The following is a 15,813-nucleotide window of genomic DNA, read 5'->3' on the forward strand; positions in this document are numbered from 1 at the left end:
AATTCGTCCCTTGTAGAAAATTCATCTTTAATTTTGTTCTCTAAAAGAATATACTTGGTATTCTTTCCAAATGTCTTCTAAATCTGAAAAAGTGGAAGATATTTTATCCTTTTCCTGCATACCTACAGCTACTATTAAAGCATTAATTACACTTAAAGGTGCCACTAGTGAATCTACAAAAGAAGCCATATTACTTTGGGCTATTAATGTGTAATCTGCTCTTGCTGCAAGTGGTGATAGAAGACTATCTGTAATGGCAACTACTTTTGCATTTCTACTTTTAGCAAATGTTAAGGACTCAATAGTTCTTACTGCATATCTTGGAAATCCTATACCTATTACTAAATCATCTCCAGTTAAATTTATCATCTGTTCAAAAATATCACTTATTCCGTATCCAACAACTTTTACGTTATCCAATATCAAGTTTAAATAAAATCCTAAAAAATCTGCAATTGCAGTGGAACTTCTAAGACCTATTATATATATTTTTTTAGCTTTGAATATGTTTGTAATTACATCATCAAAAGTTTTATGATTTATCTTTTCTAGTGTAGCTCTTATGTTTTCCATATCTGACTTTAAAACGCTTTTTAATGGACTTTCCTGGCTTACAAAATCATTTGACAATTCAATTCTCTGTACTGTAGTCAATTTGTTCTTTATTAGTTCTTGAAGAGATTTCTGCAATTTAGGATATCCAGAAAATCCAAGTTCATTTGCAAATCTAACTACTGTTGATTCACTTACACCTACACTCACACCTAATTTAGCAGCTGTCATAAAAGCAGCTTTATCATAATGTTTTAATATATATTCAGCTATTAATTTTTGGCCTTTGCTCAATCTGGGAAATTTAACTTGAATTGTTCTTATCAGGTCGTGATTGTCAACATTCTCCATTTGCTTCATTCCTTTCTTTCATTGCTATAATTCTTGCAATATTTACTTCAGTTTAACATCTATTGACCAAATTTTCAATAGATTATTCATTTGTTTATCTAATTTTTCCCTTAATTTTTTGTATATTCCTTAATAATTGATACTTTTATTAGGAATAAAGCAATACGCAAATTTAATTTTTTATATATTTTATTTCATCCTCATTCAAATATCTCCATTTTCCTTCTTCTAAATTTCCTACATTTATATTACCTATAGAAATTCTGGTCAAAGATATCACTGGATGGCCAATGGCATCACACATCTTTCTTATCTGTCTATTTTTCCCCTCATGTATCTTTATTCTAACTTTGGAATTATTCTTGCTCTTATTTACATTAAGTATATTAAAATCTGCTTTGGCTGTTATATAGCCATCTATATTCACTCCATTTTTAAATTTATCTATATCTTCCTTTGAAGGGATTCCCTTTATAACTGCAACATATACTTTATTTTTCTCCATTTTAGGATGGGCTACTTTATTGTACACTTCTCCATCGTTAGTAAGTATAATGATACCAGAAGTGTTATAATCCAACCTACCTATTGGATATATTCTTTCTTTTACTTTGACAATATCTAAAATAGTATTTCTTCCGCGCTCATCCTTAACTGTAGAAACGTATCCTGTAGGTTTATTCAATAGTATATATACTTTCTTATTTTCTTTTTCAATTTCTAGATCATCTACAGTAATTTTGTCTACCTTGTCATCAATTTTTGTTCCTAAGCTTTTAATAGTTTCTCCATTTACTTTAACTCTTCCCTGTAATATTATGCTTTCACATTTTCTTCTTGAAGCTATACCACAGTAAGCCATATATTTTTGTAATCTTTCCACCATAATTAACACCTACCTATAAGTTCTTCAATTCACAATTCACAGCTCACAATTAATGAAAATTTTTCTTCTAAAATAAGAAAATCAATTATATACAATATAAATAATCCTCAATGACATTGCCATTAAGGATTATTTATATTATTCCATTTCTTGTATGCTTATTTGTCTTATATGTTTCGTGTGATTCCACTCTTTATTATTCTTGTCCAATATACCCTGTATTGTTATAGGTATCCAAGTTAAGGTATAGATACCATATAAAAGATACCATATAAATACTTTAAAACAATTTTTACCACATAGCAAAGATACACCTATTAAAAACACTAAGAGATATAATACATTTCCAATTAACATTTGAGAAAAAGTTGGAGATGTAAATACGTATGAAAGCACAATTATATTTAAAGAATACAATGCAAATACAGAAAACATCTTTTTAGAAAGTTTGCTCTCCAAAAGCATTATTAAAGGAGTAAATAAAAACTGAAATATACTAAAAATTTTCCATTCAATCGATGTAAACAGCGAATTTATAACAAATATATTTAGGCCATGTGGATTGTTGTTTTGCAGTATAGTTAAGAGTGCTGAAACTCCAAGTAATAAGGTTACAAAAGGTTGTATTGTATATATTGCACAATCAAATGCTGTAAAGCTTCTATTTACAATAGATTTTTTTATAAGCTTAAAGAAAAACCTAGAAGCAACATCAGTAAACCCCTGCATCCATCTTTTCCTTTGAGTCCAAGATTGTTTTAAGGTCAAAGGTTTTTCATCATAAACTATTGCATTATGAGCCCAACCAACTTTTTCGCCATTTAATACTAGTTTGCATGTAAATTCCAAATCTTCAGTCAAGCAGGTAGCACCCCAACCTAATTTTTTCAATATATCTGTTTTCATACAAAATCCAGTTCCACCTATTTGAGTTGACAATCCAAGATTTGATCTAGAAAGTTGAAAAAGTCTGTTTGTAGACCAGAAAGAAATTGAATAGGAACCTGTTATCCATGAATCATTTGGATTTTTGCTATCTATGTAACCTTGAACAACTTTATATCCTTTGCACAATTTGTAATTCATTTCAGTTAAAAAATTTTTTGAAACTAAATTATCTGCATCAAAAATAGCTATGGCATCGTATTTACGATCCATTTTAAATATTTTGTTAAACATCCACTCAAGAGCATAACCTTTTCCCTTTTTATCAGGAACTTTTCTTTCGCATACATTAACACCGTATTTTTTTGATATAGATGCAGTATTGTCATCACAATTATCTGCAATGACAAAGATATCATACATATTTTTAGGATAATCAATGTCTTTTAAACTTTCTATTATTTGTGCAATTACCATTTCTTCATTATGAGCTGCCACTAAAAGTGCAAAAGTATTTTTAGGTGTGCATTTTTCAGCGCCATTATCCTTTTTTTTGTATAATCCAAATAGAGAAAGTATTAGATAGTAAGATGCAAGTATACAAACTAATATTTGGAAAACAAATGTAGAATTAAAAATAAACCCTTTCATCATAAAATCCTTCCTTAATATATTTACTCTATTATTTTATATAACGAATAAACATAATTATCGTATATCATAATACCACAAATTTTTAGTCATACTGTATTTGTTGTAATATTCTGATTAATATATATATCCATACTATAAATTTTTTTAATAGTCAAGTGACTTTATATTACTAAAAAATATAATTTGCATATTTTCAACTATGTTATAATTATCGTGAAACATAGATATTTTAAGGGGTGATAAAATAATGGAACATATAATAAATTGTAAAGGTCTAAAATGTCCTCAACCAGTAATAAATACTAAAAAGTATTTTGATTCTATAGAAGAAGGAACTGCTACTGTTGTTGTGGACAATGAAGTCTCAAAAAATAATGTATGCAAGTTTGCTAAGAACAATAATTTTACTGCCAAAGTAGAACAAAAGGAAGATCTATTCTATATAACTATTAAAAAAGATGCTAGTAATTGTGAGTTATGTGAGTCTAGTCAACAAAAACTGACTATAGTTATATCAAATAATAAACTTGGACTTGGCGATGATGAACTTGGAACCACTTTAATGAAAAGTTATCTATATGCGCTGAGTGAAAGTAAATATATTCCAACTAACTTAATATTTTTAAATGGTGGTGTAAAACTAACAGTAGAAGGTTCCGATTGCATTGACAATTTAAAAGTGCTCAATAAAAAAGGAGTAAATATATACAGCTGCGGAACTTGCCTTGATTTTTATGGTTTAAAAGAAAAATTATCTGTAGGTGAAATAACTAATATGTATGATATAGTTGAAAAAATGAATTCTTCAGACAAAACCATAAAGCTATAATTTAAGCTTTTACATTCACCTGTTCATCAGATATAACGAAAAGTTACCTATTTCTTTTCATTATATCTGATTGAATTACAACACGCAGTTTAAAAATTAATCAACTTATTAATTTTTAGTGTAAAAGAGTTAGGTCATATATATCTTTTCTTCTGTTTTTAATAATGGGTAAAGACTCTCTAACATCATTTATATAGTCTAAATCTAATTCAGATATTAGTATTCCCTCTTTTTCATCTAATATATCTGTTATTGTTCCCCAAGGATTTACTACAAGGGAATGTCCATAAGCTACATAAGAATAATTTATATCTCTAGCAGGTGATATTCCTGCTATATAAATTTGATTATCCACTGCCCTGCTTCTAAACAAAAGTTCCCAATGAGCTGGACCAGTAGTCATGTTAAAGGCTGCTGGAATAAATAGTATTTTAGCACCATTAAGAGCCATTAATCGTATGAGTTCAGGAAATCTTATGTCATAACAAATCGCTATACCTATCTTTCCCCATTTCGTATCTATTATTGTAATTTTATTACCTGGAGTTAAAACTTTAGATTCTTTAAAAGTTATCTTATTTTTTATATCTATATCGAATAAATGCATTTTTCTATGTTTGCCGATTAAATTTCCGTCCTTATTGAATACAAAGGAAGTATTATAGACATTCCCCTTCTGGTCAAGTTCTGGTATAGAACCTCCTATTAAAAGTATCTTTTTTTCTCTTGATACAGAGGAAAGCATTTTTAAGGTATCTCCATAACAATATTCTGCTTCTGCATATTCCCTAAAATTTTTGATGTCATAAGGACAGTTAAACATCTCAGGTAGAACTACTATATCTGCCCCTTTATCTGTAGCTTGTACTATCATGCTTTTTGCCTTTTCTATATTGCTTTTTTTAGAACAACTTAAAACTTTCATTTGGCATAAACCTATCTTTACCACAAAAACACCTCTTAAAATTAAATCGTTTTATTTAATCGTTAAAACATATTATAGCCGTAAGTTGTATACTTTATATTATAACATTAACTATAATTTATTACTCCAAACTATTTGAGTTTTCGTAAAAACTTCATAATTTAATAATATTTATTACTTTTAGAATTACTGTGAAAAATCTATTGCTTAAAAATAGGTAAAATTATATAATTTTTATGATATTAATATAGATAAGAGGGAGATTATTTAATGAAACAACATTCACTTTCAAGGACTGAATTATTAATTGGTAAAGAAGCTTTGGAAAAATTGAAGGACAGTACAGTGGTTATATTTGGATTAGGAGGCGTAGGTAGTTTTAGCCTTGAGGCTATAGCCAGAGCAGGTATAGGCCACATTGTAATTGTAGATGATGATACTGTTTGTTTAACAAATATAAATAGACAAATACAAGCTAATTTTCACACAATAGGTAAATATAAAGTAGATGTTTTAAGAGACAGGGTTTTAGATATAAACCCTAATTGTAAAATAGAAGCTTACAAAACCTTTGTAAAGGAAGACAATATAGATGAAATCATACCAGATAAAACGGATTATGTAATAGATGCAGTGGATACCGTATCTTCGAAAATATCCTTAATAATGTGGTGTAAAAAACACAATGTTGATATAATAAGCTGCATGGGTACTGGAAATAAATTAGACCCTACTAAATTTAAGATAGCTGATATATATGATACGAAAATATGCCCTTTAGCTAAAGTTATGAGGCATGAACTTAGAAAAAGAGGTATAGATAAGGTAAAAGTACTTTATTCAGAAGAAGTCCCTAGAAAACCCAAGATAGATGAGGTTGTAACTTGCAAAGAAGGATGTGTATGTGCAGGAGGATCTAGAAAATGCCTTGCCAAACGTCAGATACCGGCTAGTAATTCTTTTGTACCTCCTGTAGCAGGAATGATAATAGGCGGAGAGGTAATAAAAGATATAATAGATATCTAAACTCATATAAAGATACAGGCTTTAATTACTTATATTTTAGTCTGTGTCTTTTTAATTTGTAAAGAAATATGGCATTAATCTTGTGTATATTTACCATATATGTTGTCTAGATCGCTTTTGTAATTGAAATTGGTAAACATGCTTAGTGAATTATCATATTTTTCTTTTATAGTTTCTGGTATATATTTTATATTAGTGCCTTCTATTATTTTTCTAATAGATAATCTTCCAGAATCTATACCCCGTTTGAAATAAGGTACAAGATCTTTAGAATAAAAAGAATACAAGGGCTCTATATCTTTTCCATTGTGAGCCATTATAACATGAAATTTTTTTTCTTTTGTAAAATTCATCATGTATTTTATATATTCTAAATTTACAAAAGGCATATCACAGGCTATAAAAAATGTATATGGAGATGAAGAATAATTGAGTCCTGTAAATATTCCACCTGCGGGTCCATATTCCTTTTTTAAGTCTTCTAGTACAGTGTATTTTATATTTCCAAATTTATATTTGTTTTCAGCTACAAAAACTACTTCATCAAATATATTCTCCAACTTTTCTGCTGTTATTTCTACTAGAAATTTATCTCCTATTTTTATTTTACTTTTGTCAAATCCCATCCTGCTACTTTTTCCACCACACAAAATTACTGCTGTATATTTTTCTTTCAAGTTTTTCCCTCCTAAGTGCGTTTTCTTTTATATTTTATCATTTATTTTTTGTAATATCTAGTTTGGTTTACATTTTTTTAATTTACATAATATTTATACTGTTAACTAATTGTACTTATAAGACAAATATAAGATTTTACTAAAAAAATTCATTCATTTTTATCAAAAAAATATATACTATAAATATATATATGCTACTATATATTTAAACTACAAAATTAGCTAGAAGGAGACTTTTTAAAATGTTTGATTCTAATTACAAACCTATGGACAAAATACTATGGAAAGGTAGAGTTGATAGTGAAACTAATTTTGATGCCTTCAGATGGCATCAATGGATTAAGTGCATTGATTTAAGAAAAGATAATCTTTCTCCTTATACCGGTAAGCTGGGATTTGGTTTTATTGGATTCTGCTGCGATGAAGGTGTAAGACGCAATAATGGAAGAACAGGTGCTTCAAAAGGCCCAGAAAGTATTAGAAAAGAAATGGCAAACCTTCCTTGTTTTTTTACAAAAGACGTTAATTTATTTGACTTTGGCAATATTATTTGTGATGATAATTCTCTAGAAGAAAGTCAAGATCTACTTTCAAAAGCAGTATCTAAAATATTAAGTTTAAATCTTTTTCCTATAATTCTAGGAGGAGGTCATGAAACTACTTTTGGAAATTACAAAGGAGTATTAAATAACTTAAGTAAACATACTAAAACTCCTGACATTGGTATTATAAATTTTGATGCTCATTTTGACCTTAGACCTTATGAAAAAGGTGCCAGTTCAGGAACAATGTTCAGACAAATTCATGATCTCAATGCAGATAAGGGAATTGACTATTCCTATTTTTGCATGGGTATACAAAATCACAGTAACACTGTAGATCTTTTTAAAACAGCACATAAATTTGGAGTAAAATATGTACTAGCTAAAGATGTAACTAACGATACTGAGTGGAATACCTTAGATAAGCTGAATGACTTTATTAAAGAGCATGAGGACATTTACATAACAATATGCTCTGACGTATTTACTTCATCTTATGCACCTGGAGTAAGTGCTACCCAATCCCTGGGACTTGACCCAGAAAAAGTTTTAAAATTCTTAAAATACATATTAAAATCCAACAAAGTAGTAAGTTTTGACATATGTGAAGTTTCTCCTAGGTTTGACCAGGATAAAACTACGGCAAATTTAGCTGCTGTCATAATATTTTCAGTAGTAAATACATTATCTACAATAAATAATCTATTTGTAGGTTATTAAAAAATGTGTCCTGCTTTAAAAACAGGACACATTTTTTAAATTTTAAATTTTTTAACTATACTATTTAACTTTTCTGCTAATTGCTCTTCCCTTTCGGCTGTTGATACTATTTTCTCTATATGTGTAGAGGTTTCATCAATGTTTCCTCTTATTGTCTCTGCATTTTCAGAAGATTTAAATGCATTTTGTGCCATATTTTGTACTACATCATTCATTTGGCTTACAGTAGCATTTAATTCCTCTGACATAGACGCTACATCATAAGACATCTTATTTAAGAATTCAGCATCCTTGTAATACTTGTCTCCTGTATCTCTGAAAGCTTCTAATTGGGGATCTACATTTTCGTGTATAAAATCTAGTATATCATTTCCGTTACCCGAGCAAGACTTAAAAGCTTCATATACCTTTGAAATAGTACCCTGAATAGCTACAACAGCCTGTGAGGACTGTTCTGCAAGTCTTCTTACCTCACCTGCTACTACTTCAAATCCTTTGCCCTTTTCCCCTGCTCTAGCTGCTTCTATAGCTGCATTTAATGCCAATAATTCTGTGTTTTCTGCTATACTTGCAATGGTATCTGCCATAACTTTTATATTTTCTACTACTTTGATGTCCTCAATTACTTTTAGCATTTTTTCTCGTTTTTCTTCATACATTTTTCTTGTTTTCTCTATGGATTCACCTGTTTTATTTCGTATATCCACAGCTGTATTTTGAATTTGTTCTGCACTACTATTTCCTTCTACAGCCCTTTCAGATAATTGGTTTACATTCCCACCTATTTCTTCTATAGAGGCACTGATTTCTTCTGATACTGCGCTTGTTTCCTGTATGCTGTCTACTATATTTTTCACTGCACTATTCATAGTTTCAGACTTTAAAGATAACTGCTCTGCAAGCTTAGTTAATTCCGTACTGGATTTATTTATATCATCCGAATCACCCAGTATTTCTTTTATAAGTTGAACTAGCTCCTTATGCATTATATTAAAAGAATTTGATAGTTTTCCTATTTCATCTTTATAATTTAGCAGGTAATTATATTTATCATCATAAGTCAAATCAAACTTAGATATTTTATCTGCCATCTTTGATAGAGACAATATAGGATCCCCTATTTTTTTACCAAAATATACAGAAACCATAAAAGCCGCAATTATACATAGGGCAATAATTATTATAAAGGATTTTACTAAACTTTGAAGTGCTTTAGTAAGTTCGGATACAGGTACTGAAAATCCAACTGTCCAGCTGGTAGATGGTATTTGGGAAGTTACAAAATATTTTTCACCACCATCATAATCTTTTAACTTTACAAAATTATTACTTAAAATATTTTTAAATTGTCCATTCATGACATTATTCACATTTTCAAGTTTCTTTTCCTTAGGCTGAAAATCCTTGCTGGGGTGAATTATAAAATTATTATCATTATCTATTAGAAATCCATAGCTATTATTTATTACCTTTGCTTTTTGAATGATGTTAGTAATTGTTTCCAAATTAATATCACAGGCTAAAACACCAACTATATTCCCATTTTGAAATATAGGTCTAGCTATAGTTATAACCATTTTTTTTATATCCATATCTAAATAAGGAGAAGAATAGATTATTCCTTTTTTTTCTACAGCTTTCTTGTACCAGTCTCTCTGTGTACAATCATATCCAGCTGGAGGAACCCATCCACCGGCATCAATATTGCTTTTATCTGCAGCTCCTATATATATGTCTGTAGCAGATTTATTATCTTTTAATTTTTCCTGAAGATAACTGAGCTCACTACTTTTTTGTACAATACCTATATTTTCTACAGAGTCTCCAATTTCATTTACTATTTTTCCCTCGCCATCAAACCATTTATCAATTGACTCTGCATATTTGTCTGATGAAACTAAAATCTTATCTTTGGCTTGACTAGTAACAACTCGATAAGATATGTAATATGTAACTGCAGACGATATCAATAAGCTAAAAATGCATATTAATGAAGCAAGCAATACTATTTTTGATTTAATACTTTTCATAAATATTCTCCTATTTTGTTATATTTTTCTTAAATTATTATAGCTATCACAATAAAATGTACTAACTTAAAGCATATGAAAAGACACATTTTTAAAAAGTGCCTTTTCATATGCTAAATATTACTACATTACATCATAAATTGTTTTAAATTAAACTCTATTTTAATTTTTCCTCTATAATTTCCATAATTTCTTTCTTTTTATCAGTGCTCTTTTTCAACAGCTTGCTGCATTCATCCGTCATTTTTTTCTTATAAACTTCATCTTTGATGCCCTGAATATTTATCTTTACATTAAGTAGTGCTCCTTCTATTGCCGTCTCCGTTAATGAAGCTGCAACACCAGCATCAGAAATTGCATTTTTATTTCCATAGTTTACTGCTATGGCTATATAGGAATATAATTTATAAGCACTCTTTGCTACTTCAAAAGGTATATTTTGTGCATTTTCATTACCTTTTTTTATAGCTTCTTTTCTAAACTTTATTTCCTCTTCTGTTTTTTTAGGCATCTTGTATGCTTTCATCAAGGATAAAAAAGCATCTGTGTCTTTTTCCATAAAATTCAAGAAATCTTTTTTGCACAAGCTAACTTCCTCTAAGGAAGTATCAATATTCTTTTTTATAGAATCATCGTATTCTAAATATTCCTTTTTACCTATAGTCAAATTAAAAACCATACTTGCTAGAGCACTAGCCATACTTGCTGAAAGAGCAGCAATGCTTCCCCCACCCGGTGCTGGTGAATTAGAACCTAACTCGTTTATAAAATCTTTTAATTTTAAATCTTGCAGCATATTTTTTCCTCCTAAGCAAAAAAATTTTTTAATATACTAGCAGTCGACTTTATCTTCCATCAAACACAATGTAAAATGTGCTTAAAATAAATTCAATTCATTATTTATTATAAAAAGGCACATTTTCACTATTTATAAAATGTGCCTTTTATAAATTATTTTAATTATATATTACAATCTTTTGTTTATACATTAAAAATCTATACCCTAATTTTTATCTCCAACACAATTATGTTTTTCATCATTTAATATACTGTGTTTCATTCCATAAGCAAAGTATAATAACAAACCTACTCCAGTCCATATAGCAAATCTAATCCAAGTAACACCTGGCAAACTTATCATAAGATATAGACAACATAGTACTGTTAATATTGGTACAAACGGAACTCCCGGACATTTAAATTTTCTTTCAACATTAGGCAAAGTTTTTCTGAGAACAATTACTCCTATGGATACAAACAAGAAAGCCGATAATGTACCAATATTACATAAATCAATAATCACGTCAAGTGGGAAAAGTCCACATATAACAGCTGTTATAACTCCTGTTATTATAGTACATATACCTGGCGTACTATGTTTCTTGTTTACACTAGAAAATGCTTTAGGCAGTAATCCATCTCTTGCCATAACCATAAATATTCTAACCTGTCCATACAATATTACAAGAATTGTAGAAATCATTCCAACAACTGCACCTACACCAACTAATGCAGAACCCCAATTGATTCCCACTCTAGCTAAAGCAGCTGGAAGTGCATTAGTTATATCTATAGCTTTAAATGGCACCATTCCTGTAAGTACACATGCAACAGCTACATATAATACAATAGTTACACCTAAACAAATAGCGAGTCCAATAGGAACATCTCTCTTAGGATTTGCTGTTTCTTCTGCAGCAGTAGATACTGAATCAAAACCTATAAAAGCAAAGAATATAATTGCAGCACCGGACATTACACCTTTCATTCCGTATGGTGCAAAAGGATGATAATTTGCAGGATTTATATGAGTTACGCCAATAAATATGAATATAAGTATTACAGCTACTTTTATAGCAACTATAATATTGTTTACTTTAGTACTTTGAGTTACACCAATATATAATACCCATGTTATAGCAGCAACAATTAAAACAGAAGGTAAGTCAACAATTCCGCCTTTAAGTGGAGAAGCGGTAATTGCTGCAGGTAAATTGATACCACAGGATTTTAAAACCCCAACAAAAGTACCAGACCATCCTGAAGCAACTGCTGCTCCAGAAACAAGATATTCAAGCATTAAATTCCATCCAATAATCCAGGCTATAATTTCACCAAAAGCAACATAGCAATAGGAATAAGTACTTCCAGCAACAGGAAACATAGTAGCAAGTTCTGAATAAGTAAGTCCGCAGAATCCACTTGTAATAGCAGCTATTATAAATGACATTATAACTGCAGGTCCTGCTATTTGAGCCCCTTGTCCTGCAGAAACAAAGACGCCGCTGCCTACTACGGAACCAATTCCTAAGCATGCTAAATCCATATAATTTAGTTCCTTTTTAAGTCCACTTTTTTTTACAGAAACGCTAAAATCCTCCACGGTTTTTTTCCTAAATAAATTCACATCTAATCCCCCCATATAATTAGTTTAGTAGTTAATTTAAAACATATTTTCAATAACCAAAACGCGTACTAGAAAAGTGGTAGATGAAAATAACACTTTAATAATAACCCTGTTCATCGAATATCTTTATTCAAATTTAACGGACTAGCTATATTTTATTGGTGTTAAAAATGTTAAAATTAGATAAACGATTACATTGATAAAAATTTAATTTTCCATAGTATAACATATTACAGCATGATTTGTATAAGGTACTTGATTTATAACTGGACACAAAATGAATTTTATATTCATTTTAATGCCAGCCATAAATTATTAAATACCTAGCCTCAATCTATTTCTACTATTAATAGAATTATGATTTTCAAGTATCCTGAACTTTATTTTATATTCCTAAATTTACTTTTTCTTCAACTGCTTTTAGAAGTTCTCCACTTGTTATAAGTTCATCACATTTTTCCAATTCTTTATACATAATTTTATCTTTTTCTATAAAGCTTACTTTATTTCTTACTACATTATATGCTTCCTGAGTACCTTTACCAAGCTTAAGTCCATCTCTAAAATCTATAGCCTGACAAGCAGCCATAAGTTCTGTTGCAACTACTCTTGTTGCATTGTTTACAATTGCTAAACTCTTTCTTGCTGCAATAGTGCCCATACTTACGTGATCTTCTTGGTTAGCTGATGAAGAAATAGAATCTACACTTGCTGGATGTGCAAGCACTTTGTTTTCTGATACCAATGCTGCTGCATACTGTGTAATCATAAATCCTGAGTTAAGTCCACCGTTCTTTGCTAAGAAAGGAGGCAAATCATTTAATTGGTAATTTACCAATCTTTCCAGTCTTCTTTCTGATATGTTAGCAACCTCTGACATTGCAATTCCAAGGAAATCAAAACTTAAAGCCATAGGCTGTCCATGAAAGTTTCCTCCCGATATTACATCCGCATTGTCAAATATAATGGGATTATCTGTAACGGAATTTATCTCTATTTCTACTTTATTTTTAACATAATTTACAGCATCTTTGCTGGCACCATGAACTTGTGGTACACACCTTAAAGTATAAGCATCCTGTACTCTTAAGTCACCTTGATTAGTCATAAAAGAACTGCCTTCCGTTAGTGCGTTTATATTTTTAGCTGTTTGAATTTGACCTGCATGCGGTCTTAACATATGTGTCCTTAAGTCAAAAGCATCTCTTACTCCTCTTAAAGCTTCTATAGTAAGTGCTGCTGTAATATCACTAACTTTTAAAAGATTTATAGCTTTATACAAAGCTAATGAACCTACTGCAGTCATTACCTGAGTCCCATTTATAAGAGCTAAACCTTCTTTAGCTACAAGTTCTACTGTAGCTATTCCTGCCTTTTCCATAGCTTCTTTTCCAGGTAAAATTTCACCTTGGAACTCAGCTTCTCCTTCCCCAAGCATAGGTAATACCATATGTGCTAAAGGTGCTAAATCACCAGAGGCTCCTAAAGAACCCTTTTCCGGTATACATGGATGTACACCTTTATTTAACATATCTAAGAGAGTTTCAAAAACACTAAGTCTTATTCCTGAATATCCTTTAACTAGGTTATTTGCCCTCAATAACATTATTGTCCTTACTACTTCTTTTGGAAACTTTCGTCCAGCACCGCATGAATGGGACATTATTAAGTTTTTCTGAAGTGTTTTGCATTCTTCTCCTGATATAGTTACATCGGAAAATTTTCCAAATCCAGTAGTAATTCCATACTTTGTATCATTTCTCTCAACTATGCCATCTACTACTTTTCTTGATTTTTTAATTTTTTCCTTAGCTTCTTCTGTAGCAGAAACCTTATATCCGTTGTATGCAACATTTATAATATCCTCTATAGTAAGATTTTCTCCATTTAAATTAATAGTTTTCATATCTTATATTACCTCCTAATGTCATTATGCTAATTTGTTTTCTATAACTTTCTGTTTTTTATCTTTACTTTTTAATATACTAACTGTCCATTTTTTACTACAACTGTACCATCTTTAACTACTGTATCTACTGCATTTACACCAAAATGATAAATTAAATAATCTAGGTTTTTTGCATTAAATATAGATATATCGGCTTTTTTACCTTTTTCAATACTTCCTATTTCTTTCTCTTTTGAAATTGCAACTGCTGCATTTATAGTCATTGCATTTATTATTTCTTCTGGCAGCATTTTAAGTCCAAAGCATGCAAAAGTCATTGTACTTTGAAGGGATTCTGTAGGAGAAGTACCAGGATTGCAGTCTGTAGCAAGTGCAACTATAACTCCCTCTTCTATCATTTTCCTTGCCCGTGCAAATTTATTTAACATCAAGTAAAAAGAAGTCGTAGGTAAAAGTACTGCAACTACTTTATTATTTGCAAGTGATTTTATACCTTCGTCAGAAGCTGACACTAAATGTTCTGCAGATACTGCTTTAATCTCACCTGCAAGTTCTGCTGCTGATATGGATTCCACTTCATCTGCATGAATTTTAGCCTTAAATCCAGCTTTCTTGCCTGCTTCTAAAATTTTTCTTGCCTCTTCTACTGAAAATACACCTTTTTCACAAAAGCAGTCAATGAATTCTGCTAAGTTTTGTTCTTTAACATATGGAATTACCTTATTTATTATAAGGTCTATGTATCCATCCCTGTTATCTTTAAATTCTTCTGGAACTGCATGAGCACCTAGATAAGTAGAAACTATACTAATTGGGTGTTCGTCATTTAAATTTTTATTTACATTCAGCATTTTTATTTCATTTTCAAAATCAAGTCCATAACCTGATTTACTCTCAACAGTAGTAGTTCCGTGTAAAAGCATTAAATCCAATCTCTTTTTAGTTTCACTTTGGATCTTCTCAAGAGAAGTATTTCTCACACTGTTTACAGTGCTTAATATTCCTCCTCCAGCTTTCAATATATCTATATATTTTACATTTTTCAGCTTCAAAGATAATTCAAATTCCCTTGACCCTGCATATACCACATGGGTATGGCTGTCTACAAGACCTGGCGTAACAGTTTTACCTTTTCCGTCTATTACAACTTCACGGTCATTTAAATACTTTTTGTATCCATCGCCGCTGCCAACATCTACTATTGTATCATTGTCTGCAACTATGTATCCATTTTTAATTATTTGTGCATCTTTTAACTTTTCTTTTGTCTTTGGATAACTGCCGGCACAAGTTACAAGACAATCTATATCTTTAATTATCATACTAATTCCCTCCCTTCAAAAATTTTATCCGATGACTACCTGCTCTAATACTCCCACGCACACAGCGAAAGCGACTATCACCAAATCAAAGATTTGGG

At 30.3% G+C, this 15,813-nt stretch carries 13 protein-coding genes; 3 read left to right on the forward strand and 10 right to left on the reverse strand.

The annotated features are described in order from the left end of the window. Positions 1-27 precede the first annotated feature (27 nt). From CLRAG_RS15335 to CLRAG_RS15345, 3 genes are all read right to left on the reverse strand, one after another. Positions 28-903, reverse strand: a complete 876-nt coding sequence (locus CLRAG_RS15335; RefSeq protein WP_063557126.1) for a MurR/RpiR family transcriptional regulator — start codon at positions 901-903, stop codon at positions 28-30. 172 nt (positions 904-1,075) lie between these two features. Then, positions 1,076-1,789: a pseudouridine synthase gene (locus CLRAG_RS15340; RefSeq protein WP_065079207.1), complete on the reverse strand. Its 714-nt coding sequence runs from the start codon at positions 1,787-1,789 to the stop codon at positions 1,076-1,078. A 138-nt stretch (positions 1,790-1,927) separates the two neighbouring features. After that, positions 1,928-3,325, reverse strand: coding sequence for a glycosyltransferase family 2 protein (locus tag CLRAG_RS15345; protein ID WP_065079305.1), 1,398 nt, complete (start codon positions 3,323-3,325; stop codon positions 1,928-1,930). Positions 3,326-3,575: 250 nt separating this feature from the next. Here CLRAG_RS15345 and yedF point away from each other — a divergent pair, with 250 nt between their 5' ends. Next, on the forward strand, positions 3,576-4,157 hold the full coding sequence (gene yedF / locus CLRAG_RS15350; protein WP_065079208.1) for a sulfurtransferase-like selenium metabolism protein YedF: 582 nt from the start codon (positions 3,576-3,578) through the stop codon (positions 4,155-4,157). A 115-nt stretch (positions 4,158-4,272) separates the two neighbouring features. Here yedF and CLRAG_RS15355 read toward each other — a convergent pair whose 3' ends face one another. Then, complete coding sequence (locus CLRAG_RS15355; RefSeq protein ID WP_083985751.1) at positions 4,273-5,106, reverse strand: carbon-nitrogen hydrolase family protein; 834 nt, start codon at positions 5,104-5,106, stop codon at positions 4,273-4,275. A 246-nt stretch (positions 5,107-5,352) separates the two neighbouring features. On the opposite strand from CLRAG_RS15355, the gene CLRAG_RS15360 reads away from it, so the two are divergent. After that, positions 5,353-6,108: a tRNA threonylcarbamoyladenosine dehydratase gene (locus CLRAG_RS15360; protein WP_013238790.1), complete on the forward strand. Its 756-nt coding sequence runs from the start codon at positions 5,353-5,355 to the stop codon at positions 6,106-6,108. 74 nt (positions 6,109-6,182) lie between these two features. Here CLRAG_RS15360 and CLRAG_RS15365 read toward each other — a convergent pair whose 3' ends face one another. Next, complete coding sequence (locus CLRAG_RS15365) at positions 6,183-6,785, reverse strand: molybdenum cofactor guanylyltransferase (RefSeq protein WP_013238791.1); 603 nt, start codon at positions 6,783-6,785, stop codon at positions 6,183-6,185. A gap of 242 nt (positions 6,786-7,027) precedes the next feature. On the opposite strand from CLRAG_RS15365, the gene hutG reads away from it, so the two are divergent. After that, entirely contained in the window at positions 7,028-8,047 is a 1,020-nt protein-coding gene (gene hutG / locus CLRAG_RS15370; RefSeq protein ID WP_013238792.1) for a formimidoylglutamase, read from the forward strand. Between the two features lie 35 nt (positions 8,048-8,082). On the opposite strand, the gene CLRAG_RS15375 is transcribed toward hutG, so the two are convergent. The 5 genes from CLRAG_RS15375 to hutI form a co-directional block, all read right to left on the reverse strand. Further along, entirely contained in the window at positions 8,083-10,077 is a 1,995-nt protein-coding gene (locus tag CLRAG_RS15375) for a methyl-accepting chemotaxis protein (RefSeq protein ID WP_065079209.1), read from the reverse strand. 157 nt (positions 10,078-10,234) lie between these two features. Beyond that, complete coding sequence (locus tag CLRAG_RS15380; protein WP_013238794.1) at positions 10,235-10,873, reverse strand: cyclodeaminase/cyclohydrolase family protein; 639 nt, start codon at positions 10,871-10,873, stop codon at positions 10,235-10,237. 207 nt (positions 10,874-11,080) lie between these two features. After that, a complete protein-coding gene (locus CLRAG_RS15385; protein WP_013238795.1) occupies positions 11,081-12,484 on the reverse strand; it encodes an APC family permease in 1,404 nt (467 codons plus the stop codon). Between the two features lie 385 nt (positions 12,485-12,869). Continuing rightward, positions 12,870-14,390 (reverse strand): histidine ammonia-lyase, encoded by a 1,521-nt coding sequence (gene hutH, locus CLRAG_RS15390; protein ID WP_065079210.1) that lies wholly within the window; start codon positions 14,388-14,390, stop codon positions 12,870-12,872. A gap of 71 nt (positions 14,391-14,461) precedes the next feature. Continuing rightward, the gene (hutI, locus tag CLRAG_RS15395) at positions 14,462-15,715 is read right to left on the reverse strand and encodes an imidazolonepropionase (RefSeq protein ID WP_013238797.1); all 1,254 of its coding nucleotides are present in this window, start codon (positions 15,713-15,715) and stop codon (positions 14,462-14,464) included. Between the last annotated feature and the right edge of the window lie 98 nt (positions 15,716-15,813).

The organism is Clostridium ragsdalei P11, assembly GCF_001675165.1.
GTDB lineage: Bacteria > Bacillota > Clostridia > Clostridiales > Clostridiaceae > Clostridium_B > Clostridium_B ragsdalei.

What these genes read in the sequence shown, in the direction of transcription:
- CLRAG_RS15335 (WP_063557126.1), bottom strand. Translation starts at nt 903, where the DNA reads ATGGAGAATGTTGACAATCACGACCTGATAAGAACAATTCAAGTTAAA.
- CLRAG_RS15340 (WP_065079207.1), bottom strand. Translation starts at nt 1,789, where the DNA reads ATGGTGGAAAGATTACAAAAATATATGGCTTACTGTGGTATAGCTTCA.
- CLRAG_RS15345 (WP_065079305.1), bottom strand. Translation starts at nt 3,325, where the DNA reads ATGAAAGGGTTTATTTTTAATTCTACATTTGTTTTCCAAATATTAGTT.
- yedF (WP_065079208.1), top strand. Translation starts at nt 3,576, where the DNA reads ATGGAACATATAATAAATTGTAAAGGTCTAAAATGTCCTCAACCAGTA.
- CLRAG_RS15360 (WP_013238790.1), top strand. Translation starts at nt 5,353, where the DNA reads ATGAAACAACATTCACTTTCAAGGACTGAATTATTAATTGGTAAAGAA.
- hutG (WP_013238792.1), top strand. Translation starts at nt 7,028, where the DNA reads ATGTTTGATTCTAATTACAAACCTATGGACAAAATACTATGGAAAGGT.
- CLRAG_RS15375 (WP_065079209.1), bottom strand. Translation starts at nt 10,077, where the DNA reads ATGAAAAGTATTAAATCAAAAATAGTATTGCTTGCTTCATTAATATGC.
- CLRAG_RS15380 (WP_013238794.1), bottom strand. Translation starts at nt 10,873, where the DNA reads ATGCTGCAAGATTTAAAATTAAAAGATTTTATAAACGAGTTAGGTTCT.
- hutH (WP_065079210.1), bottom strand. Translation starts at nt 14,390, where the DNA reads ATGAAAACTATTAATTTAAATGGAGAAAATCTTACTATAGAGGATATT.
- hutI (WP_013238797.1), bottom strand. Translation starts at nt 15,715, where the DNA reads ATGATAATTAAAGATATAGATTGTCTTGTAACTTGTGCCGGCAGTTAT.